This is a genomic window from Betaproteobacteria bacterium (assembly GCA_016194905.1).
In the GTDB taxonomy this organism is placed as follows: domain Bacteria; phylum Pseudomonadota; class Gammaproteobacteria; order Burkholderiales; family JACQAP01; genus JACQAP01.
On record JACQAP010000028.1, the window covers coordinates 154482 to 178491 of the forward strand.

21 protein-coding genes are annotated in these 24010 nt (G+C 61.1%); 17 read left to right on the top strand and 4 right to left on the bottom strand.

The genetic code is table 11. The annotated features are described in order from the left end of the window. Positions 1–57: 57 nt before the first annotated feature. The 12 genes from HY067_19090 (at position 58) to HY067_19145 (ending at position 12182) form a co-directional block, all read left to right on the top strand. On the top strand, positions 58–915 hold the full coding sequence (locus tag HY067_19090; GenBank protein ID MBI3530058.1) for a phytanoyl-CoA dioxygenase family protein: 858 nt from the start codon (positions 58–60) through the stop codon (positions 913–915). 134 nt (positions 916–1049) lie between these two features. Next, a complete protein-coding gene (locus HY067_19095; protein MBI3530059.1) occupies positions 1050–1352 on the top strand; it encodes an antibiotic biosynthesis monooxygenase in 303 nt (100 codons plus the stop codon). Positions 1353–1451: 99 nt separating this feature from the next. Then, entirely contained in the window at positions 1452–2726 is a 1275-nt protein-coding gene (locus tag HY067_19100; GenBank protein MBI3530060.1) for a hypothetical protein, read from the top strand. Positions 2727–2739: 13 nt separating this feature from the next. Beyond that, the gene (locus tag HY067_19105) at positions 2740–4899 is read left to right on the top strand and encodes a hydantoinase/oxoprolinase family protein (protein MBI3530061.1); all 2160 of its coding nucleotides are present in this window, start codon (positions 2740–2742) and stop codon (positions 4897–4899) included. Next, positions 4896–5507: a hypothetical protein gene (locus HY067_19110; GenBank protein MBI3530062.1), complete on the top strand. Its 612-nt coding sequence runs from the start codon at positions 4896–4898 to the stop codon at positions 5505–5507. The genes HY067_19105 and HY067_19110 overlap by 4 nt, the downstream gene beginning before the upstream one ends. Before the next feature lie 47 nt (positions 5508–5554). Continuing rightward, complete coding sequence (locus tag HY067_19115) at positions 5555–6658, top strand: Zn-dependent alcohol dehydrogenase (protein ID MBI3530063.1); 1104 nt, start codon at positions 5555–5557, stop codon at positions 6656–6658. 195 nt (positions 6659–6853) lie between these two features. Beyond that, positions 6854–7915, top strand: coding sequence for an alpha/beta fold hydrolase (locus tag HY067_19120; protein MBI3530064.1), 1062 nt, complete (start codon positions 6854–6856; stop codon positions 7913–7915). An 85-nt stretch (positions 7916–8000) separates the two neighbouring features. After that, complete coding sequence (locus HY067_19125) at positions 8001–8414, top strand: hypothetical protein (protein ID MBI3530065.1); 414 nt, start codon at positions 8001–8003, stop codon at positions 8412–8414. Positions 8415–8465: 51 nt separating this feature from the next. Next, the gene (locus tag HY067_19130; GenBank protein ID MBI3530066.1) at positions 8466–8939 is read left to right on the top strand and encodes a GNAT family N-acetyltransferase; all 474 of its coding nucleotides are present in this window, start codon (positions 8466–8468) and stop codon (positions 8937–8939) included. 357 nt (positions 8940–9296) lie between these two features. Beyond that, positions 9297–10541, top strand: a complete 1245-nt coding sequence (locus tag HY067_19135; GenBank protein ID MBI3530067.1) for a DUF3393 domain-containing protein — start codon at positions 9297–9299, stop codon at positions 10539–10541. Positions 10542–10672: 131 nt separating this feature from the next. After that, positions 10673–11716, top strand: a complete 1044-nt coding sequence (locus HY067_19140; GenBank protein MBI3530068.1) for a DNA topoisomerase IB — start codon at positions 10673–10675, stop codon at positions 11714–11716. Between the two features lie 157 nt (positions 11717–11873). Then, positions 11874–12182, top strand: coding sequence for a hypothetical protein (locus HY067_19145; GenBank protein ID MBI3530069.1), 309 nt, complete (start codon positions 11874–11876; stop codon positions 12180–12182). 183 nt (positions 12183–12365) lie between these two features. Here the strand turns inward: HY067_19145 and HY067_19150 are convergent, their stop codons facing one another. Then, the gene (locus HY067_19150; protein ID MBI3530070.1) at positions 12366–12866 is read right to left on the bottom strand and encodes a hypothetical protein; all 501 of its coding nucleotides are present in this window, start codon (positions 12864–12866) and stop codon (positions 12366–12368) included. 192 nt (positions 12867–13058) lie between these two features. On the opposite strand from HY067_19150, the gene HY067_19155 reads away from it, so the two are divergent. The 4 genes from HY067_19155 to HY067_19170 all read left to right on the top strand — a co-directional run bounded on the left by HY067_19155 (position 13059) and on the right by HY067_19170 (position 17390). Further along, positions 13059–13901: a pirin family protein gene (locus HY067_19155; protein MBI3530071.1), complete on the top strand. Its 843-nt coding sequence runs from the start codon at positions 13059–13061 to the stop codon at positions 13899–13901. A gap of 335 nt (positions 13902–14236) precedes the next feature. Then, positions 14237–15229 (top strand): DUF3617 family protein, encoded by a 993-nt coding sequence (locus HY067_19160; GenBank protein ID MBI3530072.1) that lies wholly within the window; start codon positions 14237–14239, stop codon positions 15227–15229. Positions 15230–15238: 9 nt separating this feature from the next. Continuing rightward, positions 15239–16054, top strand: coding sequence for a D-alanyl-D-alanine carboxypeptidase (locus HY067_19165; protein MBI3530073.1), 816 nt, complete (start codon positions 15239–15241; stop codon positions 16052–16054). After that, a complete protein-coding gene (locus HY067_19170) occupies positions 16041–17390 on the top strand; it encodes a tetratricopeptide repeat protein (GenBank protein MBI3530074.1) in 1350 nt (449 codons plus the stop codon). The genes HY067_19165 and HY067_19170 overlap by 14 nt, the downstream gene beginning before the upstream one ends. Positions 17391–17394: 4 nt before the next feature. Here the strand turns inward: HY067_19170 and HY067_19175 are convergent, their stop codons facing one another. Then, positions 17395–18696 (bottom strand): MFS transporter, encoded by a 1302-nt coding sequence (locus HY067_19175; GenBank protein ID MBI3530075.1) that lies wholly within the window; start codon positions 18694–18696, stop codon positions 17395–17397. A 222-nt stretch (positions 18697–18918) separates the two neighbouring features. After that, a complete protein-coding gene (locus HY067_19180; GenBank protein ID MBI3530076.1) occupies positions 18919–20175 on the bottom strand; it encodes a dienelactone hydrolase family protein in 1257 nt (418 codons plus the stop codon). A gap of 266 nt (positions 20176–20441) precedes the next feature. On the opposite strand from HY067_19180, the gene HY067_19185 reads away from it, so the two are divergent. Next, positions 20442–21989, top strand: a complete 1548-nt coding sequence (locus tag HY067_19185) for a twin-arginine translocation signal domain-containing protein (protein MBI3530077.1) — start codon at positions 20442–20444, stop codon at positions 21987–21989. A 274-nt stretch (positions 21990–22263) separates the two neighbouring features. On the opposite strand, the gene HY067_19190 is transcribed toward HY067_19185, so the two are convergent. Then, positions 22264–24000: a hypothetical protein gene (locus HY067_19190; protein ID MBI3530078.1), complete on the bottom strand. Its 1737-nt coding sequence runs from the start codon at positions 23998–24000 to the stop codon at positions 22264–22266. Positions 24001–24010: the final 10 nt, after the last annotated feature.

The following is a 24010-nucleotide window of genomic DNA, read 5'->3' on the forward strand; positions in this document are numbered from 1 at the left end:
AAGTCGGTCGCGGAGGCTTAAGGCCTCTGCGACTTTTTTCCTGAACGGGAGAAATTCATGAGCACCGCGCAGCAAGCCGCCGCCGGCGAGGTTTACAAGGTCCTGACGGAGGCGCAGGTGGAAGCGTTCAGACGCAACGGTTACCACTTTCCTGTGCGTGTGATTTCCAAGGCGGAGGCCGGTGCGTACCGGGAGAAGATCGAGACGTTCGAATTCGATCGCGGCCTGATCATGAAGACACCGTATCGCAACAAGCCGCATATGGTGTTCAAGTGGGCCAACCAGTTGATCCGGCATCCACGGATTCTGGATACGGTCGAAGACATCCTTGGCCCCAATCTGCTCGTCTGGGGAACCAGTTTCTTCATCAAGGAGCCGAATGATCCGGCTTATGTGTCCTGGCATCAGGACTCGACCTACTGGGGTCTTTCGCATCCCGACATCGTGACCGCCTGGGTCGCGCTGACGGTGAGCGACCTTCCCAACGGCGCGATGCGCGTCGTGCCCGGTACCCATCTCAAGGACCAGTTGCCGCACAGGGATACCTTTGCCGAGAACAATCTGCTGACCCGCGGGCAGGAAGTCGCGGTGGAAGTTCAGGGCGACAAAGCCGTGGACCTGACGCTCGAGCCCGGTGAAATGTCTCTGCATCATGTGCGCATCGTGCATGGCTCGGAGCCGAATCGCGCGCACTACCGCCGCCTGGGCCTCGCCATCCGTTATGTGCCGACCTATGTGCGCCAGACCGAAGGGCCGAGAGATTACGCCACGCTGGTGCGTGGAAAAGATGAGTATCATCACTTCGACTACGAGCCCGTGCCGCGCATCGATCTCGGCGCGCAGGAAGTTGCCGAACACAAGCGCATCACCGAGGAAGCGAACAAGATCCTCTACCGCGGAACGGACAAGGTGTAACAAGGGGCTAGGGGAAATGCAGGGACTAGGGGCTAGGGGTTGATGCTATTTCATTTTGCTTCAGTGAAAAAATCGCAACTTCCCTAACTGCAAGTCTCCAATCCCTAGCCCCTAGCCCCTAGCCCCTAGCCCCTATGATCCTAGAGGTCGCCATCCTGAACGTGATCCCCGGGCGCGAAGCCGAGTTCGAGGACGCATTTCGCCAGGCGCAGCGCATCATCTCGACGATGGGCGGCTACCGCTCGCACGAACTGCGCCGTTGCATGGAAGCGGCCAATCGCTACATCCTGCTGGTCAGTTGGGACAAGCTGGAGGATCACACAATAGGATTTCGCGGTTCGTCCGGCTACCAGAAATGGAAGCAGTTGCTGCACCATTTCTACGATCCCTTTCCTGCCGTCGAACATTACACTGCCGTGCCTGGCGCGCCGGACTGACCCATCGAAGGGCAAACCAGCCCGCCGCCGCAACGCCGATAACTAATGTAGGGGCGGTCATGCCTTGGGAAACATCATAAAAATAGAGGGGGAAAGGAAATGCTCACCGGCATATTGCTCCTGGTCGCGTTCCTGATCGTGGTGGCCGCCATCGTGCGCGGCCAGAGCCCGATCATCATGCTGCTCTTGCTCGCCATCGTCTGGGCACTGCTGGCAGGCATCGGTATCAACGATATCCAGGCCAAGATCCTGCAAGGCGGCGGAGTGGCCTATGCCTCTGCAGTCATCATTATCGTATTCGGTGCCTGGTTCGCGCAGGTACTGATCCAGACCGGCATTGCCGAGAGCGTGATCCGCTCGGCGGTGGAGCTGACCGGCGACCGGCCGATCGTAACGGCGATGACTATCAACCTGGTCACCGCGCTGCTGTTCACTTCGATGTACGGCGTCGGTGCGGCGATCGCCATCGGCGTCATTGCGCTGCCGATCATGCTGAGCCAGGGAATTCCCGCGCGCGTCGCCGCGCCGGTGTTCACCATGGGCGTGGGTGCCGGCGCATTCGTGAACCTGGTGCAGTTCGGCACGTTCGAGAAGCTGTTTCCCGGCATCAAGTACGAAGCACCCTGGCTGACTTATTTCTTCATCGGCATGGCGGTCTACATCCTCATTGCCTGGCTGATGATCTGGATCAACCTGCGCAAGCTGGGCGTTCGCCATGCCGCTTCGGTGGACACGACCGCTCCGGTGGCGCGCAAGCGCACGCCTTACTACACCTACCTGGTGCCGGTGTTCCCGGTGTTCATGATCATGGTGTTCAAGTGGCAGATCATCCCGACTTTCCTGTTATCTATCGTGCTCGCCCTCGCACTCACCGCCAGAGGCCGCAGCTTCCAGGGCACGCTGAACCTGTTCAACAAGACTTTCTACGACGCCTTTCCCGACATCGCCACCATCGCCGCGCTGTGGACGATCTGCGGCATGATCATCGTGGCCGGACAGATGCCCCAGATCGCGGGCGCCTTGCGGCCGATCTTCGATCCGATCCTGCCCCATACCACATTGCACGCCGCAATCTTCTTCGCGGTGCTGGGCGGCATTGGCAGCATCTACCGCGGCCCGCTGGTCGTGGTGGGCACCGGCGCGGCGCTGCTGGCGATCATCCTGTCCAACAACGAGATCCCCGTGTTGTATCTGTACGCGCTATGGCTTGGTCCGACGGTCATGCAGGGCAGTTGCGACCCGACCAATTCCTGGACGCTGTGGACCATCGGTTATACCAAGGTACCTCACGGCCAGTTCCTGAAAACGGCGCTGCCCTTTGGATGCCTGATGGTCGTCATCACTTCGGCGATCTGCTACTACATGTTCGGCTGAGTGGACTCGATAGATGAGTGAACGTAAAACCTACCGCATCGGCATCGACGTCGGCGGGACTTTCACCAAGGCGGTGCTGATCGATAACGCCGGCTTCGAAGTCGTCGGGCGTTATTCCGTGCTGACCACACACAGCGACGTGCGCGGTGTCGCGGCCGGCGTGGTGGAAGTCTTCCGCAACGTGCTCGAGCGCTCGCAGGTGGACCCGAAGGACGTGGTGTTCCTGGCGCACTCGACCACGCAGGCGACCAACGCCTTGCTGGAGGGCGATGTTGCCGCCGTCGGCGTCATCGGCATGGCGAGCCGTGTCGAATCGGTGCTGGCACGCGGGCAAAGCAACGTCAAGGACATCGAACTCGCGCCGGGACGCTTCCTGCGGCCTTCGCATCGTTTCATCACCACCGACAAGCTGGATGAAGCGCTGGTGCGCCAGACGCTGGAGGCCCTGCGAGATGAAGGCATGCAGGTCGTCGTGGCCAGCAGCGCGTTCGGCGTGGATGACCAGAGCGCCGAAGAACTGGTGATACGCATTGCCACGGAACTCGGCCTGGCCGTGACCGGCGGCCACGAAATCACCAAACTCTACGGCCTGACCACGCGCACTCGCACCGCGGTCATCAACGCGAGCATCCTGCCGAAGATGATCGGCACGGCGAACATGACCGAAGAGGCCGTGCGCGAAGCTGGCATCGCCGCCCCGCTGATGATCATGCGCGGCGACGGCGGCGTGATGGACGTGCAGGAAATGCGCCGGCGTCCGGTGGTGACCATGTTGTCCGGGCCGGCAGCGAGCGTGGCCGGCGCGCTGATGTATTTGCGCGTTTCCGATGGTATCTATTTCGAGGTCGGCGGCACCAGCACCAACATCGGGGTAATCCGCAACGGCAGGCCGACCATCAAGCACGCGCGCGTCGGTGGCCACGACACCTACGTCAATTCGCTGGACGTGCGCGTGATCGGCATCGCCGGCGGCAGCATGGTGCGCGTGCGCGGCAACGACATCCATGACGTCGGTCCGCGCAGCGCGCATATCGCCGGCCTGCACTACGCCGCGTTCGCGAAGGCGGAAGACATCGTCGATCCGCGGATCGAACTGTTCCGGCCGAAGGACGGCGATCCGGACGATTACCTCGCGATCCGCTGTTCGAACGGCGAGCGTTATGCGCTCACCAACACCTGCGCGGCCAATATTCTCGGCTACGCGAAGCCCGGCTGGCACGCGCACGGCAATGCCGAATCGGCGCGCCGCGCGTTTGCACCCCTGGCACAACGCATCGGATCGACCATCGAGGAAGCGGCGCGTCGTGTGCTGGTGAAAGCGGCGGCCAAGGTCACTGGCGTCGTCGAAGACCTGGTCGAAGAATACAAGCTCGACCGCGACCAGGCCGTGCTGGTCGGCGAGGGCGGCGGCGCGGCATCGCTGATCCCCTTCGTCGCCGAAACCATGAAGCTCGACTTCAACATTTCGCGAGACGCCGAAGTGATTTCTTCCATCGGCGTGGCGCTCGCACTGGTGCGCGAGACCATCGAGCGCGTGATTCCCAATCCAGGCCCGGAAGATCTTCAGCGCATCAAGCGCGAAGCCTTCGATGCCGCGGTCAAGCTCGGCGCCGCGCCGGAGAACGTCGAAGTCGTCATCGAGGTCGATCCGCAGATGCAGCGCGTGCGTGCCACCGCCATGGGTGCTTCGGAAATGCGCGCGCAGGACCTGCGCAAGCAGGTCAGCGAAGAAGAGGCGGCGGGTATTGCGGCCACATCGATGGGGCTGACGACCGAGACCGTCAAGCTTGCCGCGGCCACCGACGGTGTGCGCGTGTTCCAGGCGGAGGTGAAAGAGCGCAAATGGCACATTTTCACCACGCGCCGCACCCCGGTGCGTGCCGTTGATCGCGAAGGCGTGATCCGCATCCAGCGCAGCGATGGCGTCGTGAGACAGGCCAGCGCGTCCGATGGCCTGCAGCAACTGCGCAGTCTGTGGGAGTCGGTCACGATCTACAACGGCGATAGCGTCATTGCGCCGGACATGTTCGTCGTTGCGGGCCGTCGCATCGTCGACCTTTCCGGCATCACCGCACTCGACCAGGCAATCGCGATCAGCCGCGGCGAACTCGAAGGCCTGCCGCCGGAGGCGCCGGTCGTGCTGATCAGCATGCAGGGAGCGCGCGGGCTGTGAAGGATTCCGGCCCCGGCTGGAGTGCCGCACCGTGGGCGCTGGGCCTGCTGCAGTTGCGTGAAGATCCGCAGTACCGGCGCATACCAATTGAACGCCGCGCCGCGCTGGTCGAGACCGCTCTCGAAGACGGGCGCTCGCTGGCCGATCGGACTCGCGATCTATGGGGGTCGGATCCGATGAACATCGCGGCGCGCTGCAATGTGCCGGTGATCCACAGCGAAAACGAGGCCGGATTCGGCAGCACGATCGTCCATGCCGAGTATCGGACGCGCTCGCCGTCGATCACGCTTTATCTGCCGGCGATCCGGCGGCTCGACCGGTTGGTCTCGGAACAAGGCGCCCAGGACCGCCTCGGCATTCACCGAACGGCACCGGTATTTCTGGCACACGAGCTCTATCATCACTTCGACTGTACGCACGGCAGCGCGCCGTTGAGCCGGCGGCATCGGGTACGACTTTTCAGCATCGGTCCGTGGAGTTGGACTTCCGGCCTTTCCAGTCTGTCCGAGATCGCCGCCGGTGCCTTCGCGCAGCGACTGCTCGGTCTGTCGTTTCATCCAAAGCTGCTCGACCTGCTCCTTGCCCACGACGGGAGCCAGGCCGGTTAGCCACAGAATCCCCCGTGGCTCAAACTAAAGGTGGAGAGCGAGAGAGAATGAAGTTTCGCGCAGCAGTACTGAACAAAGTCAACGAGCCGATGACGCTCGACACGCTCGAGATGGCGCCGTTGTCTCCGACCGATGTTCTGGTCAAGGTCAAGGCCAGCGGGCTTTGCCATACCGATCTGGAAGTCATCCAGGGATCGCTGGCTTATCCGTTGCCGATCGTGCTCGGCCATGAAGGGGCCGGCTTTGTCGAGGCAGTCGGAAGCGATGTGACGCAGGTCAAAATCGGCGATCACGTCATCTGTTCCTGGAATCCGCATTGCGGACACTGTTTCTACTGTGAACGCGATTTGCCTATCCTGTGCGAGCCCTTCGCACGCAACCAGCCGAAAGGCTTTCTGCTCGACGGACGTTCGCGCATGAAACGAGACGGCGACCAGGTCCATCATTACTCGGTGACGTCCACGCACGCGGAGTATACGGTCGTGCCCGAATCCGGTGCGATCCCGATCCCGCGGGAGATCCCGTTCGATCGCGCCTGTATCATCGGCTGCGGGGTGATGACCGGCGTTGGCGCAGCGGTACGCAAGGCGAAAGTCGAGGCCGGAGCCAATGTGGTCGTGATCGGTTGCGGCGCGGTCGGGTTGAACGTCCTGCAGGGCGCGAAGCTCGCGGATGCCGGCAGGATCATCGCGGTTGACGTGGGCAAAGCCAAGCTCGATCGTGCCGTGCAGTTCGGCGCCACGCATACCGTCGACGGCTCGGTTGGAAACGCCCTGGACCAGATCAAGGCGCTGACCATCGGTCGCGGTGCGGACTATGTGTTCGAAGCGGCCGGCAACAAGAGTACTTTCCGATTCTCCGTCGAAGCGGTGCGCCCGGGCGGGCAAGTCGTCTGGCTCGGCAAGATCAACGTCAACGAGGACGTCAGCTTCCGCTGGGGTGCGCTGATGGGCGAGAAACGCATCGTGCGCTCCAGCTATGGCGACGCGCGCCCCCGCCGCGACTTCCCATGGATCGCCAATGAATATCTCAAGGGCAGGCTCAAACTGGATGAGCTGATCACGAACCGCATCAGGCTGGATCAGATCAACGACGGCTTCGCCTCTCTCGCCCGCGGCGAAGGCATTCGCACTGTCGTCATGTTTGACTAAGTGTAAACCCAACACAGCAGCTTCAGCCGTAAGTGTTTCACCTTAAGAGACAGAGAGCACAGAGAACACGGAGAAAGAAAGAGCGAATGAAATTGGAAATCCGCAACTCTGAGCAGCTATCGAATTTCGGTGTGACATCGCTCAAATCGATACAGAAATCCATTCCTCTGTGCCTCTGTGTTGGGCGTAGACAGCATGATCCGGTTTAACCATCCGCCACTGGCTACTGGGCAGATCGACGCGGAGCACCGCATCGCGGAGCTTGGCGATTTCGAGCTGGAGTCGGGCGAAACCATATGCGACTACCGGCAATCCTACGTTACCCACGGCGAGCTCAACCGCGAGAAATCGAATGCCGTGCTGGTCTGCATCTCTCTGACCGGCAACCACCACCGGCTCGATTTCCTGATCGGACCGGGCAAGGCTCTCGATCCCGCGCATTGCTTCATTATCGCAGCCGACCCAATCTCCAACGGTCTCTCGACATCTCCATCGAACAGCGAGCACCAGCCGGGGATGCGTTTCCCGCGTTTTACGATCCGCGACATGGTCGAGAGCCAGTACCGCCTGTTGACTCGGCAGTTCGGAATTTCCCGCCTGCAGGCGGTCATCGGTGCCTCGATGGGCGGCATGCAGGCCCTGCAATGGGCGGTGAGTCACCCGCTGACCATGCACGCCTGCGTGGCGATGACGCCGATGGCGAGAACATCTCCCTGGGCGGTGCTGGTGACCGAGACGGCGCGTTCCTGCCTGATGGCCGATACGGCCTGGACCGGCGACGGTTTCAGCGCCGTACCGGAGAAAGGCTGGCGTGCCTACACCGGTTTGATGACGGTGTTGTTGAGCCGGACACCGGCTGCGCTTGCGGAATTCCTGCCGGATTGTGCCGAGGCGCATCTGTGGTTCGAAAAAATCCGCGCGCAAAACCGCACAAACGGCTTCGATGCACACGATTACCTGTATCAGTCGTGGGCCTACGAAGCGCACGACGTGGGAACAACGACGGGCTTCGAGGGCGACACCGACGCCGCTCTGGCTTCGATCAAGGCAAAGACGCTGGTTCTCGCCCCGCCGCTCGATCTGTTCAATCCCGCGGAAGCCGCTCGCGCCGCCGCCGCCAAGATACCCGGCGCGCAGTTCATCGAGATTCCCTCGGTACAGGGACATCAGGCCGCAACCAGTCTGAAGGCGGAAGACGCGGCGTTCCTGAATCGTGTCCTCCGTGGTTCAGGATTTTTCGTAAGGAGAAAACCATGATCGTCGATCACCGCACCTACAATGTGAAGATGGGCAAGCTCAACGAGTTCCTGAAACTTTACGAGACCGAATTTCGAGGAGCCGTATGAAAACCGCAATTTTTCTTGCTGTTGTTTTTGTCATGGCCTCATCTGCGCATGCTGGAGGTGAATCGTCAGACATCGTGGGCAAGTGGACCTGGACCCGGGCCGAGAACGCCTGTACGGAAGTCTATGACTACCGGCCCGATGGCACGCTCTATGTGGAGAGCGGCACCGAGAAAACGGATAACACCTATTCGATCGCTTCTTCGCCGGATCAGAACGGATTCTTCAAGATGGTGCTGAAGATCGTGAGAGACTACAGCGGAAAGGACTGCGCAGATTCGGATGAAGACAGCACCGGCCAGGAGAATACGGTCTATATCCTGTTTCACTCCTCCAGGTCGATACACGCCGTATGTCGGGATCCGAATCTCGATGCATGCTATGGCCCGCTGCATAGAATAAAGGAAGAATGACTTTCTCCTGCCGTTGGTGTCCTGCCTTGATTGACTGATCGCCGGCAATCGATGTCAAAAACCGAAATCCAGCCATTCCAGTCCACGACCGACGCCGAATGGGCGGCGAGGATCATGGCCGGGTCCGAGCCGTGGGTTACGCTTGGCACCGGCTATGAACGCAGCCTTCATTTTCTGAGCAACGCTTCGCAAGAGCGTTTTCTGGCGAAAGTGGCCGGTGAGCCCGCCGGATTCCTGATGATCAGCATGCAGGGCGCGTTCGTCGGCTACATTCAGCTCCTCGGGGTGGCGCGCAATTTTCGTGGTCGCGGTGTCGGCAGAGCCCTCATCGAACACGCCGAGCAGCGCATTTTCCGCGAGACACCGAATGTATTCATCTGTGTGTCGGACTTCAATCAGGAGGCGCAGCGCTTTTACGCAAAGACGGGTTACCAGCGGGTCGGCGAATTGACCGACTTCATCATCGCCGGACACTCCGAAATCCTGCTGCGCAAGACCATCGGTCCGATCCGCGCAAAGGCATGAAAGCGACGCTCTCGGTGTGTCCGGAACGGGGAAAAGGAACGCGAATGAAATTCACAGCTTCACGCTCGAGCTTGGCAATCCTGGTTTCAGCACTTGTTCTGGCTGCTTGCAGCGGCAGGCAGATATACGAGTCGGCAGCAGGTTGGCGGCAGAACGAGTGCCAGAAGATCCTCGAAAGCGCTGACCGGGCTTGATGCATGGAGACGGCCAACAAGGATTACGACACGTACAGCAAACAGAAGTCTGCATCGCCGGATCAGCCGTGAGACAGGTTGCGATTCCCTAAGGGAAATCGGCGGCTGATTTTGATTGCGGCTCGCTATGGGCAGGGATTGCCGATGTCTCTAGAATGCCGGCATGAAAAAAGCCATCCTGACCGGCGTTGCCTGCCTACTGCTGCCGGGTTGTCAGTCGTTCGACAAGACCCTGGACTCCGCCGATCGTGCCGTCGCGGTCGCCAGGACCCCGACGGCAAGAACCATCGCCGACATTGCCAAGTCCGACAATCGCGAGGCCGCCATCCGCGAGGGCCTCAAGCGCCGGGCCGAGCTCTACGAACGCGACCCGCAGGTCATGATCAGCGACCTCCGCGGGTTGAAGCGCGACTACGACAATCTGGTGTCAGTGCTTACCGGCAACGTCAACCGCAACTGGGGGAAAAAGGAAACGAAACTGCCCAGCCGTACCAGTTACATCAAGTACACGCAAAACTACAAGAGCCGCGCAATCGTCGACTTCGACGCCGGCACGGTCACCGTGGAAACGGTGGACGACAAGGACCCGCGGAGCAGCCTCAAGAACGCAATCGTGACCACGCTGCTGACGCCGGATGATCCGCGGGCAGTCGATCTGTTTTCGGACAAATCCGTCACCCTCAGCGGTGCCAGGGAACCTTATCTTCTGGGACTGGTGCAGGATCAGCGCGGGAAATCCATCGCGACACCGGCGCAAGCCGAGAGCTTCGCGGACTACCTGCTGGAGAAGCAGGCAACGACCCGGAAAGTCGATGTGCAGGAGGGCGCGAAGGATGCGCTGTACGTCACGGTCGCGATGGTGGCGAACTTTCAGAACAGACAGGCCGAGAAGTATCGGGACATCGTGAGCAAGTACGCCGCGCAGTACAAGGTGAGCCCGAGCCTCGTTTACGCGGTGATTCGCACCGAGAGCAATTTCAATCCGTTCGCCGTGAGTCCGGCGCCGGCGTACGGAATGATGCAACTGGTGCCTTCGAGCGGCGGGCGTGAAGCCTATCGCACCGTCAAGAGTCGCGACGAAATGCCCACGAAGGACTATCTGTTCGACGCGGAAAACAACATCGAACTCGGCACGGCTTATCTCGGCGTTCTGTCTTCCAAACAACTCGACTACGTGACCAATGCGACATCGCGCGAGTACTGCGTGATTTCCGCGTACAACACCGGCCCGTCGAACGTCCTGAAAGCCTTCTCCAGGGACAAGGTTGCGGCCGTCAACAGCATCAATGGTCTCGAGCCCCCCGGCGTCTACGAGAAGCTGCGGACCGGCCTGCCCCATGAAGAAACCCGGCAATACCTGGTCCGGGTCGTGGGCTATCGCAAGCAGTTCCTGAACTTGGGCAAGTAGGCCACGCAAGGCCCGCAGGTCCGGGATCCGGGGGGCGCGAAGTTGTCGCGCTTGCCACCGGAGTTGACCTTGGCATATCGTGTGCGGCACCGGAACCCGGGAGGAAGCGTCCGATCGCCTCATCGCGCACTATCGAGCATCGCAAGGCGGCCAGCCGTGCCGGACTCAACTACGTGACCGACGGCGTGGCCGGCATTACCCGGCGGCGTGCAGGCAAGGGCTGGACTTTCCTCGGGCCCGGCGGTGTGCGCATCAGCGATCCCGACGAGCGCCGCCGCATCAACTCTCTGGTCATTCCCCCGGCCTGGACCGACGTCTGGATCAGCCCCGATCCGAAAGGCCACATCCAGGCCACGGCGCGCGACGCCCGCGGCAGAAAGCAGTACCGTTACCATGCGCGCTATCGCGATGCGCGCGACCAGTCGAAGTTCCGTCACATGCTCGAGTTGAGCGAAGTGCTGCCCGCCATTCGCGAGCGTGCGGAGCGCGATTTGCGCGCGCCGGAACTCAGCCGGCGCCAGATCCTCGCCACCGTCGTGCAGTTGCTGGACAAGACGCTGATCCGCGTCGGTAACGACGAGTACGCGCGCGAGAACCGCTCCTACGGACTGACCACGCTGCGCATGCAGCACGTGCAGGTAAACGGCTCCAGACTGAGCTTCAGCTTCCGTGGCAAGAGCGGCGTGCAGCACGCGGTATCCGTAACCGACCGGCGCATCGCGCGCGTCGTACAACGCTGCCAGGATTTGCCTGGCCAGGAGCTGTTCCAGTATCTGGATGGTGCCGGCAAGCGGGAAACGGTCACATCCGACGACGTGAATGCCTATCTTCGTGAAATCTGCGGTCGCAATATCACCGCGAAAGACTTCCGCACCTGGGGCGGCACCATGCTCGCCGGCGTGGAACTGCGCGAGATGGGTGCGGCGTCCACGCAACGCGAGGCGAAACGCAACATCATTCGTGCGATCGATGGAGTCGCGGAGCGACTCGGCAATACGCGCTCAGTGTGCCGCAAGTACTACGTTCATCCCGCGCTGGTCCATGCTTATTTGCAAGGGCTCGTCCCGGGCCCGTCCGCGAACGTTTCGCCACGCCAGAATCGCCGCCGCCGGCCGATCCCGGCGCTGCGGCGTGACGAGGTGGCGATCCTGCAATTCCTGCAGGAGGTCCTGTGAGTCGCTTGGCGGCTCATTTGTGCATGCGTTGTCGTCGGGTCGCGACAACAGGGAGGCGGACCCTTGATGATTTTGTGATTGCCATGAAGCAGATGAAGTGTCCGGCGCAATCCTTGCATCGGCAAGCAGAATATTCTAATGCCGTGCGACTATCGCCATGACCCAGGACGTCGGAAATTCCGAACTCACTCCCGCCGACATTCCCTCGTTCAAGGAAGTCTGGACGCGCATCGAGCCGTTTGCGCTGACTTTCGATGGATTCAAGTATTGGGGATCGGTGGAGAAATGCGCCGAGGTCGCGCAGGCAAAGCGACCGGGTTCGCTGACTGAACTCAGGACCTGCTTGTTCTACGAGGCGAGGCGTTGGAAGCTTGCCGGGAAATCGCCGGATGCGGCGTCCATGAAGTATATCCGCGCACTGATCTATGCGATCAGGGAGAAGGTCAACGGCGGGGATACGAGATAGGGAAGGAACGAGAGGCTAGAGGAGAAGCAGGGACTAAGGGCTAGGGAGAAACGTAGTTCCTACACGATGCCATGCAATGATTTGTTGAGCAAAACGACAGAAACGAGGTCGAAGTTCTTGAAGCTTCTCGTTTGAGACGGTCCAATCCCTAGCCCCTAGCCCCTAGCCCCTAGCCCCTAGCCCCTAGCGCGCAAAGCGCGCGGCCCTGCGCTTGCCGGACGAGTAGGCGGGTCGGCTGGGTAACTTGTACTGCGGCTTTTTCTCCGGCAGTTGTGGATTGCGTTTTTCCTGCTGCGCTTCAAGTGTTCCCTTGTCTTCCACATCGGCGTCCCCGCTAGTGAATGCTTCAGCGGCGGATTCGGCCGGCGGCACTATCTCTTCTTCATCCGCGTATTTGCGCGCCGGCCGGTGCTCGTCGCGGCCCGCCATCGAGGGCTCTTGCCCGGGACGCGTCGAGAATACCGGGTAGTCCGGCCTGACTTCGATGTCCAGCTTGGCTGGCATCCCGGGTTCGATGCTTTTGCTCCACAGCTTGAGTGGCCCCCCGCTGCTGAGTTTGCCCTGCGCGAAACCCATATCGATGAAGATATGCTCTTCGATCATGTCGGGCTCCGGCGCAGGACGGCGGGCGCGGGCGGCGAACCAGCCGCGGTAGTAGGCATTGCGAAATTCAACTAGGGTCATGGCGCCGGAACATCATTGCGGGTTCGATCGGGAATGTAAGGGGGCGGCTCTCCCTGGTATTTCGGCGCGTCAACTGCCAAGCTTTAGCCGCCGTGTGCGAGTTCGCCGGCCGGGCGTTTCAAGTTGAAAATCCGCCGGTCCGGCCGCACATAAGCCGGATTGCTGTCAGACCCCTTATTTGCGGAGAATACGATGCGTTACATAGGCAAGAAAGTCGCCGGCATGCCGGCCACGGATGGCGCCGGCGTGAAACTCAAGCGCGTGATCGGCAGTCCCGCCCTGGATATGATCGATCCTTTCCTGATGCTCGACGAATTCGGGTCCGACGACCCGGAGTCCTGGATAGCGGGATTTCCGGAGCATCCGCACCGCGGCTTCGAAACCGTCACGATCATGCTCGAAGGCCGGGTGAAGCACGCGGATTCGGTGGGCAACCAGGGCGTGATCGAAGCCGGAGATGTCCAATGGATGACCGCGGGCAGCGGTATCATCCATTCCGAAATGCCAGAGCGCGCCGACGGCAGGTTGCGCGGTTTCCAGCTCTGGGTGAACCTGCCCGGCAAGCTGAAAATGACTTCACCACGCTACCAGGATGTGAGGGCCTCGCGCATTACCTCGGCATCACACAATGGAGCGACCGTGCGGGTGATCGCCGGCGAAGGCTTCGGCTTGAAGGGTGCGGCGGACACACTGATTCCGGTGCGCCTGCTCGACGTGGCGATCGAGGCGAATGCGGCCTTCGAGATCGAAGTGCCGGACGAGCATGCCTGCTTCGTGTATGTCTACGAAGGCGAGGTGCGCGGCACCGGTCGAGACGGCAGCCCCGTCGACATCGCGAGCGGATCTCTTGCCGTGCTGGTGGGTGCCGGTGGGGTCAGACTGGAAGCGGGCGAGTCGGGCGCGAAACTGCTCTTCGCCGACGGCAAGCCGATCCGCGAACCGATCGCGCGCTACGGCCCGTTCGTGATGAACACGCGGGAGGAAGTGCAGAAGGCTTTCGAGGACTACTCACGTGGCGAACTCGTCAGCGCCTGAGGACGGTGGGCGTATACATGGCGGATGTCATGCCGGTCATCCAGCAGGAGATGTTCCGCGCTCTGCAGTTGATGCCGGGGCAAAAGCAGTAGCCGCATGACCGGCAAGCAGGAACGCCAGGAATTCGGGCGGGCATCTCCCCGCCCGTTTTTTTTGACGCCGGCATACAGCTTGCCGTATCCCGCAAGATTTTCTTGCCGCATTGCAGCCGGTCCGGCACAGTATCCGGATTCGCAATGTCCAGCGTCGCAAGCGCTATTCGCAGCCGGCCATGGATATGCAAGAACATGGATATGCAAGAATCTGCGCAACTTTTTCGTCCGGGAAACCGCCAAATGAAAACACTGCCCATAGCAACTTTCCTCGCTGCGCTTTGCTGCACCGCCACTACCGTGTTTGCCGAGGGGCCCGATGAACTTTGGGAAGTCACCATGAAAATGGAGATGCCCGGCATGCCGGCCATGCCGGCGCGCACCTCGCAGGTTTGCAAAGGCAAGGGCGATCGCGATCCTTCCAAAACGGTGGCCAGGGACAGGGACAGCGATTGCAAGATGGTCGACTCCAAGCAGTCCGGTAACAAGAGCACCTGGAAAATGGTTTGCACCAAGCCAAACGCCATGACTGTCGTGGGGGATGTCACCTACAACGGGGACAGCTACCAAGGCACGATGAAGATGACCGGAGGGGACATGGATATGACGCAGACCATCTCCGGCAAGAAAATCGGCAATTGCACTTACGAAGATCCGGCCAAGAGGATCGATGCGGTTCAGGCGCAGAGCAAAGCCGCGATCGCCAAGGAATGCGACAAGCAGATCGAGAGCCTGCAGCCGTTGATGATCTTCGGCGGCGCGAATCTGCCGGAGGAATCCCTTTATTGCAAGGATCGCAAAGCGGATTTCTGTGCGCGCTCCGCCAAGGTCGCACAGCAGATGCGGGACCTGGCGGGTTTCTCGGAAGCCAGTCGCAAGTATCCGGAATGGCGCGAAGCCATGAAGGCCTGCGGCACGGATCCGGCGACGCTGAGCGCACCGCTGTGCAAGGCCGCGGTGGACAAGAAAGACTGGCCTTTCGTTTCTGAAAATTGCCCGGCGGAAGGCCGCGCGGTCGCGCAGCAGAATTGCACCGGCATGGATTACACCGCGGTACTGGCTTCGCCGTACAAAGAGGTCTGCCAGAAGTACGGCGCCGATCTGGCGAAGAAGAAGGTCGCTGACGACAAGGCGAAGTCCGAACCGGCAGCCAAACCCGCGGCCGAGTCCAAACCGAGCGTCGGCGACACGGTCAAGGAAGGCGCGAAGTCGCTCAAGAAACTGCTGAAGTTCTGATCTTCGCGCGTGCGGGCCGGTCGGCGTTTTGTTGGTATCCTCGCCTGCTGGTTCGCCAGTTTTCCGGCGGCCGCCGCGACCGATCCGTTCCCGGAACTCGCCGACGCCTATCTGGTGCAGATCGGCGAGCGCGATCTGTGGGCCGGTCAGGCCGACAAGCGTCTCCCCCCGGCCAGCCTGACCAAGGTCATGACCGCGCTGCTGGTGCTGGAAGACTACCGGCCGGCACAGATCGTCACCGTCAGCAAATCGGCCGCGCAGGCCACGGGTTCGCGAATCCGACTCAAAACCGGCGACAAGCTCTCGGTCGAGGCATTGCTGGCCGCGACCTTGATTGCTTCCGCAAACGACGCCTGTGCGGCACTCGCCGAATTCAAGGCCGGCAGCGTTGAGGCTTTCGTCGCGAAAATGAACGCGCGTGCGCAAACGCTCGGCCTGGGGAATACCCATTTCTCCAATCCCTGCGGCCTCGATGCCGCGGAGCACTATTCGAGCGCAAACGATCTTGCCCGGATTGCACACGCAGCGCTGGCGCATCCGGAATTCGCCGAACTTGTTGCAAAGTCCGAGGATGAAATCACGACTGCTGACGGCAGACGCCGCTTCCGCTTCAAGAACAAGAACGCCCTGATCGGGAGCTACGCGCCCGCCATCGGCGTAAAGACCGGTTATACCAGCCGTGCCGGCAAATGCCTGATCGCGCTGGCGCGCAAAGAGGGCGCGCAAGTCCTGCTGGTCATGCTGAACGCGAAAAGCCGCTGGTGGGATGCAATCGGCATCATCGAGAACGCTTTCGACGAAGCCGGCACCCATGCCGCGCATTAAGTCGACCGCACCCGTGGTCGTGGCCGTCGCGGTGCTGCTGGCGTACTTCAACGCGCTGACCGGGATCTTCCAGTTCGATGACTACAACGTCATCGTCAACAATCCGGCCGTGCATTCTCTCGCGGCGTGGCGGGATTCCATGCCCGGCATGCGTCCGCTGCTAAAGATTTCCTATGCACTGAACTGGACGGTCGACGCCGGACCGTTCGGTTTCCATCTCTTCAATGTCCTCGTGCACGCCATCAATGCGGTGCTGGTCTACCGGTTGCTGCTCGCGTTGCGCGAGGAAAGAGCCGGCACGGACTGGGCGCCGCTTGTGGGCGCGTTGCTGTTCGCGCTGCATCCGGTGCAAACCGAAGCCGCGACTTACGTTTCCGGTCGTTCGGTGTCGTTGATGGCGCTGTTCTATCTCGGAGCCGTGCTGGCGTGGTTGCACGCGGACAGGACGCCGAGTCCGCGAGCCTGGAGAGGACTGTCGGCGGGGTTGTTCGGCGCAGCGCTGCTGGTGAAAGAAACGGCTGTCACGCTGCCGTTCGCTTTGCTGCTGCTGGATGCTGTTCGCGCGCGGTATCAGTTCACAGCAGGGCGGATGTTGCGCCGCCAGACCTGGCACTGGCTGATGTTGATCGGCGGGTTGCTCGTCATGGCCGCCAGTCCGACCTATCGCCATTTGCTCGACGTGAGCCTCTCCACCCGGGGCGTGATCGATAATCTGCTGATGCAGGCGAACGCGGTGTGCTATCTCGCCGGGCAACTGCTCCTGCCGTGGCGCGTGAATATCGATCCGGATCTGCCGATGAGGACTGCACTTTCGCCGACCCAGGCGTTGCAGATACTCGCGATCATCGTCATCGTCGTCGCCGGATTGCGCAATCTGCGCCGGCGCGCGTGGCTGGCTTTCGCCGTCCTCTGGTTTTTTCTTCATCTGCTGCCGACAAATTCGCTGCTGCCGAGGCTCGACGTCGCCAACGACCGCCAGCTCTACATCGCGTCGATCGGCGTGTTCTTCGCGGTCGGCATCGGTGTGGAGAAGTTATCTCTGCGCGCGAATCGTCGCTGGCTGGTCGGTGCGGTAACGGCCTTGGTGTTGCTCGGGCTCGGTTTCGCCACGGTGCAGCGAAACCGGATCTACGGATCGGCCGTGGCATTCTGGGAAGATGCAGCGATGAAATCGCCCGGCAAGCCACGCGTCGCCAACAATCTCGGCTACGCCTACCAGCAGACCGGCCGCTTCGCGGAAGCAAAGCTCGCCTATCGGCACGCCATTGAACTCGATCCCGATTATTGGAAAGCGCGTATCAACCTCGATGCGCTCGAGTCCGCCCAGCCGCGTTGAATGGTCAGGCCGGCTGCCCGGCGGTGCGCAGCCGGGCGACCCTGCGGCCCACAATCACCGCCACGATCGAGCCTGTCAGCAGGCACAGCGAGAGGAAGATCAGGCCGGCCTGGAAGCCGCCGAAGTGATCCTTGAGCCAGCCCACCGCGAACGGCCCGACGAAGCCGCCCAGGTTGCCTACGGAGTTGATGAAGGCGATTCCGCCCGCCGCCGCAACGCCTGAAAGATAGCTGGTCGGCATCGACCAGAACACGGGTTGCGAGCAATAGAGGCCGATCGCCGCCACGGTCATAGCGGCCATTGCGAGCACCGGATCGCCGGCGTATGCGCTGCAGATCAACCCGACGCTCGCCAGCGCCAGCGGCCCCGCGCAATGCCAGACACGTTCCCCGGTCTTGTCCGAATGGCGCGACCACAGGACCATGCAGACGGTCGCAACCAGATAAGGGATGGCCATGACGAGGCCGATATCGAGCGGATCCTTCAAGCCCATACCCTTGATGATCTGCGGCATCCACAAGGCCAGGCCGTAGATGCCGATGGCGAGAGAGGTGTAGACGACCGCGAACAACAGGACCTTCGGATTCGCGAGCGTTTGCCAGATGGTCAGGTGCTTGGTCTCCATGCGCGTCGCAGCCTCGCGCTCGAGCGTTTCTGACAGATGCTTTTTCTCGCCATCGGTCAGCCAGCGCGCGTTGGCGGGCCGGTCGATCACCACCTTCAGCGTGATGAAGCCGAGCAGCACCGAGGGAAGGCCTTCGACGATAAACAGCCACCGCCAGCCGGGGTAGCCCATGGTGCCGTCGAAGAATTTCAGAATCAGGCCGGCGAGGGGCGCGGCGATGGTGTTGTTGAGCGGGCTGATGATCAGGAAGAGGCCGAAGATGCGCCCGCGGTATTGCGCCGGGAACCATAGCGTCAGGTAATAGATCACGCCGGGGAAAAAGCCAGCCTCCGCGACGCCGAGCAGGAAGCGCGTCCACTTGAAACTGGTCTCGCTGCCGATGAAACCCATCGCCATCGCCACGATGCCCCAGCTCACCATGATGCGGGCGAACCAGACGCGCGCGCCCACCTTCGAAAGGATCAGGTTGCTCGGTACCTCGCCGAGGAAATAGCCCACGAAGAACAAGCCCGCGCCCCAGCCATAGGCCGTCGCCGTGAATCCGAGCTCGGCATTCATCGTCAGCGCCGCGAACCCGACGTTGAGCCGGTCGATGATGCAGATCAGATAGGTCAACAGCAGGAATGGCAACACGCGCCACGCCATTTTGCGCACGAGCGCCTTTTCTTCGACCTGCGTCATGTTCTCTCCTCTTGTTAATTCTTACTTCTTGTTAACCCAACTAACCGCAAAGGCGCGAAGGCGCAAAGTAAACGCAAAGAAAAACGAATGAAAACCGGTCAGAAAACAACCCACCTCTGAATTGGAATGTGTTTGAGTTTATTACCCGTTCGTTGTCAATGCTTCCCTTCGCGTTTCCTTTGCGCCTTCGCGCCTTTGCGGTGAAGGGTTATCCGCGGAGGGTCAGCTCTTGCCTTCGCTCTTGGCCCAGTTCTTCATCAGCATGTTGGACGGGAAGTTCTCGTCCACGAGTTTCCGGGCCGTTTCCGCGCCGGAAATCGGCAGGCCGTTCTTCTTCGGGTCGAGCAGACCGATCTGCACCAGCACCGAAGCCTGGTCCCAGTAGATGTGTTCGTGATAGAGCTTGTCGCCGCGGAAATTGACGATCGCCACCAGCGGAATCTCGACGTACTTGCCGGTGGGCGCGACGCCGGGCAGCATCCAGTCGATCTCGATGTCGTGCGTGAAACAGAACAGCATCTCGTCGACCAGCCGGTCCGCGCCGATGGTGCGCGAGATCGGGATCAGCTTGGTGTCTTTTGGCGTGGTCGGAATGAAGTGATGTTTGTAGAAGCGCTTCAGGTGATCGTGGCCGACGCCGCCGGTCAGGGTCGGGATGTGATTGACGTAGGGTTGCGCGACCATGGTCTTCATGGTCGCGTCGACATCGCGCGTGCCGAACTCGTGCATCGTGTGCAGTTCCCACAATGCGGACAAGTCGTAGTGCGGGCCCATGACCCTGCGGAACAGCGCGATCGAGCGCGAATGCGCCATCATCGACGCCGGCCGGTCGTAATGCATGCCGCCGGTGCGGGCGAAGGCGTGGTCGACGCCGGGGTAGATGTAGATTTCGACGTTGGCGTTGTCCTTGAACGCGTTCTTGATCTTTTCCACGGCTTCCGGCGGCGCGTATTTATCCTCGGCGGCGAAGTGCAGCACCATCGGCACCTTGATCCTGGTCGCTTCGTTCAGGTATTTCTCGATGGTCACGCCGTAGTAGCCGACCGCGCAATCCACACCGGAGCGCGCTGCCGCCAGATAGGCGAGCCGGCCGCCGAGACAGAAGCCGAGCGCGCCGACCTTGCCGGCCACTTCCGGCCGGGTGCGCAAGGTGCGCACCGCGGCGGTGATGTCTTCCATTCCCCTGTCGATGTCGAAGCGCTGAAGAAAATCAAAAGCCTTTTTCCACTCTTCCTCGGTGTAGCCGAGATCGACGTCTTTCTCCAGCCGCCAGAACAGGTCCGGCGCTAGCACCACGTAACCTTCCTCGGCGTAATAATCGGCGACTTCGCGGATGTAAGCGTTGATGCCGAAGATTTCCTGGCACAGCACGATGCCGGGGCCCTTGCCCGACGCGGGAACGGCGAGGTAACCCCTGAATTTTCCGCCATCCGCGGCTTTGATCTCGATCCATTGCCCTGTCCTGTTTGGCCCGGCCATATCGTTTCTCCCGGATATCATGTCACTGTGCTTGTTGCAGCGCGGCGTCCGCGCGTCAAAAACATGCCGCCCCTTGTACCGTGCGAAACAGCGCCGTGTCAAACCGGCCATCCGTCGCGACGGCGGCAGGGCGCGGCTTGACAAAACACCCCCTGCCACCTAGATTCCGGCGGGTCATTCGCCATAAAAACAACCGGCGAGCCCGCATCCGACCGGACTGCGTCCATCGCATTCAGCCAGTTGCAACTAACTCGGGGAGAACTACCATGATTCCGTTTACGCGCCGCCGCTTTTTGCAGGCGACCGGTGCCGCGGCCTTGACCGCGCCGCTCGCCAATTCGCTGCTCGTTCCGACCGAAGCCCACGCACAAGCGGGCGGGGTTCTCAGCATTGCGTACAACGTCGCCCTGCCATCTTGGGATCCGACTACCGGTCCGTCGGCGGTGAACCCGACCATCCAGTCGCTCTACAAAGCGGTGTTCGATTCCTACATCGATCAGAACCCGGACCTGTCCTTCAAGCCGGGACTGCTCACAAAGTGGGGCTGGAACAAGGACAAGACCAAGGTCGAGATGGAAGTGCGCAAAGGCGCTTTCTGGCACGACGGCAGCCCGGTCACGCCGGAAGACGTGGTGTGGTCGCTGGAGCGCGCCGGGGACCCCAACAGCGGCAATCCGATCCAGTTCGTCTGGGGCAAGATCGGCAACTTCGGGATCGACGGCCAGAAGATCACGGCCGACGTCAAGGAATTCGAGCCGTCTCTGTTCAAGTGGATGGCGTTCCTGACCGGTTACGTGTTGCCCAAGAAGGCCTACACCGCGGCCGGCGCGCAGGGATGGGAAAGCAAGCCGATCGGCAGCGGCCCTTACATGGTCGAGAAGTTCGAGCGCAATGCCTTCATCCGTCTCAAGGCCTTCCCGAAATACTGGGGACCGAAGCCCGCGTTCGAGACCGTCGTGTTCAAGCTGGTGGGCGATGCATCCGCGCGCGTGGCGGAGATCGAGAGCGGCTCTTCCGACCTCACCCTGGAAGTGCCTTACGAAGAATTCGACCGGCTGACGAAGAAGAGCGGGCTGACCGGCGTTGCCCATCCGGTCTCCGACATCGGCATGATCTTCATCACCAATGTCGAGCCGATGCTGGACAAGAACGTGCGCCTGGCGATGATTCATTCAATCGACAAGAAATCGATCGTCGGCAAACTGCTGCGCGGTTACGGCACGGTGATCGACACGCTGGAGGCGCCCCAGTATGCGGCTTTCGATCCTTCGATCAAGGTCAAATACGATCCGGAGCTGGCGAAACAGTTGCTCGCCAGGTCCGGATTTTCAACATCGAAGCCCGTGAAGTTCACGATCCAGACCACCCGCGGCTTCAAGCCGAAGGATTACGAAATGATCCAGGCGGTGGTCGGCATGTGGCGCAAGGTCGGCATCGAAGCCAGTATCGAAACCTACGAAATCGCCAAGCACTTCGAACTGCGCATGCGCCACGGCCTGGCGCCGGCGGCGTTCTACAACTGGGGCAACTCGATCGGCGATCCGTCGACGTCCACCGGCTTCGCCATGTTCAGCCATTCGCCGCATTCCGCGTGGAAGACCGAGGACGTGGACAAGACGATCGGGCCGTTGTGGGGCGAGAAGAACGAGAAGAAGCGCATCGAAGGCTACAAGGCTGCAGATCGTTATATCGCCAGGAACGGCTACGTCATCCCGCTGCTGCAATATTCACAGCCGGTGGTGCACAAGAGTAGCATCAAGTTCACGCCCCACGTCGCCGGGTTCATCCTGCCCCAGTCCATCAAGCCGGCTTAGTGCATACACCCAACACAGCAGCTTCAGCTCCAAGTGTTCCCTTGAGTGTTTCACCTTAAGGCGCAGAGGGCGCGGAGGACGCAGAGGTTAAGCAAGACGAGAAGTGGCGAACAACTGGAAACATGGCCCATGCGGAATTATCGGCGGCTGTTTCTCAAGTTATCGTTATCTTTGATTTTCTCTGCGTCCTCTGTGCTCTCCGTGCCTTAAGGTGAAACACTCAAGGGAACACTTGGAGCTGAAGCTGCTGCGTTGGGTTTTGATTTAGACAGGACTAAAAATTCGCGCTAGTCTTGACCAGGAACTGCGTGGACCGGATGTTCGGATCGGGATTGAGCGGAAACGCGATGTCGGCATGCAGCACGTTGCCGAACGCGGAACGGGCACTGAGGATGCGCAAGCCGAAGCCGACATCGCTGAGCCAGCCCGGATTCACCGGGTTCTGGAACGGTCCGCCCCAGGCGCGGCCGATGTCGTAGAAGACGGCGCCGCCCACGCGGAACAGCCGAAACGGGTACCAGTCCGTATAGACGCGCTCTTCGACGGTGAATAGCGCGCGGTGTTCGCCGCTCTGGTAGCGCAACGGGTAGCCGCGCAAGCCGTTATCGCCCCCAAGCAGCAACAAATCGGCCGTCTCGGGCTTGCGCACGACGTCGCCGGACACGGCGGCATAAAACAGGGCCCGCTTGCCCTGCGGGACGTAGTAGCGCAGCGAACCGCCAAGCCCCTCGCGTCGCCCGCGGCCGTCCCCATATTGGCCCGAGAGGTAGGTCGAAATCAGCATGTCGTTGCCGTGTGGTATCTGGAAGCCATCGCTGACGGTGGCCGAGTAAGTCCATAGGTTGAGCGTCGAGCCCAGAGAGGTGAGCGCGCGATTGACCTGCAGTTTCGAATTGAAGCCCAACGCGAAAAATTCCGGGCGCTGGATCTTGTCCCTGTTTGTGAGCTTTTCATAGTTGTCTTCGATTAACTCATAGCGCACGAATGGTGACACCAGAGTCTGATCGGCCGGTACGACGGAAGGCGGGATCAGCGACGGGTCGACGGTGTAGGTATCGGCCTGATAGCGCAGGCCGGTGGAATAACGTTGTGCCCAACCGTCGATCAGGCCCTTCGACCAGCCGCCGAATACCTCGCCTGCGTCCTGCTTGTGGCGGTACTGGCCGACGACGACGCCGTCCTGGTAGATGGATTCGATGCGCTCGTCGTGAAGAGCCGATACGCCGGCGGCCCAGCGCGTGTCGAGTGCATAGAAGGGCCGGCCGAACGCAAACGACTGGCGTTTGCCGTCGTCGTAGCTGGCCAACTTCAGGTCGATCTGCGTCCATCCGCCGAAGGCGTGGTCCTGCGAAATCTGGAACTCGGTGCCTTTGCGATCGGCGTCGGAGCTCTTTGCGTAGCTGAGCTTGGTTCCCGTGCCCAGCAGGTTGTATTCCTTCACCGTCAGAGCAGTCGAGTTGGAGCCGCCCGCGCGGCTGAAATTGAAGCCGGGCTCCAGAGTCCAGGTGTCGCGGGTCTCGACTTCGATATCGACGATGCCGTCGTGATAGGCGATCGGGTGGATGTCGACGTCGTAGATGTAACGATTCCCATGCAGCAGGCGCTCCGTTTCTTCGATCCGCTGCACGGAAAGCGGCTCGCCGCTATGGAACAGCAGGGAGCGCTGGATGACGCTCTGGCGCGTGCGGATGTGCAGCTTGTTCGCCAGCCGGAACAGAAAATTGTCTTCCTTGGGATCGTCCAGGTCGAAGATGTTGTCGTTGACGATGCGTATCTCGCCGACTACCGCACCGGCGGCCTGCAGTTCGGCGAAAGAAGGGAGCGCATTTTCACTTGTGGCTTCGTCCGCCATCGCCGGCAGGCAAAGGCAAAGGAAAGCGGCGCAGCCGCTTAGCCAACGGGCCAGACTGCGCAACACCCGCTTGTGAAAGGCAACGAGACGGTTTCCCGACCATTCCGGAATCGGGCTGGAAATTAGAAAACGCCCGCGCACGGTTTCGGATGCACGCATGTTCGGGAGT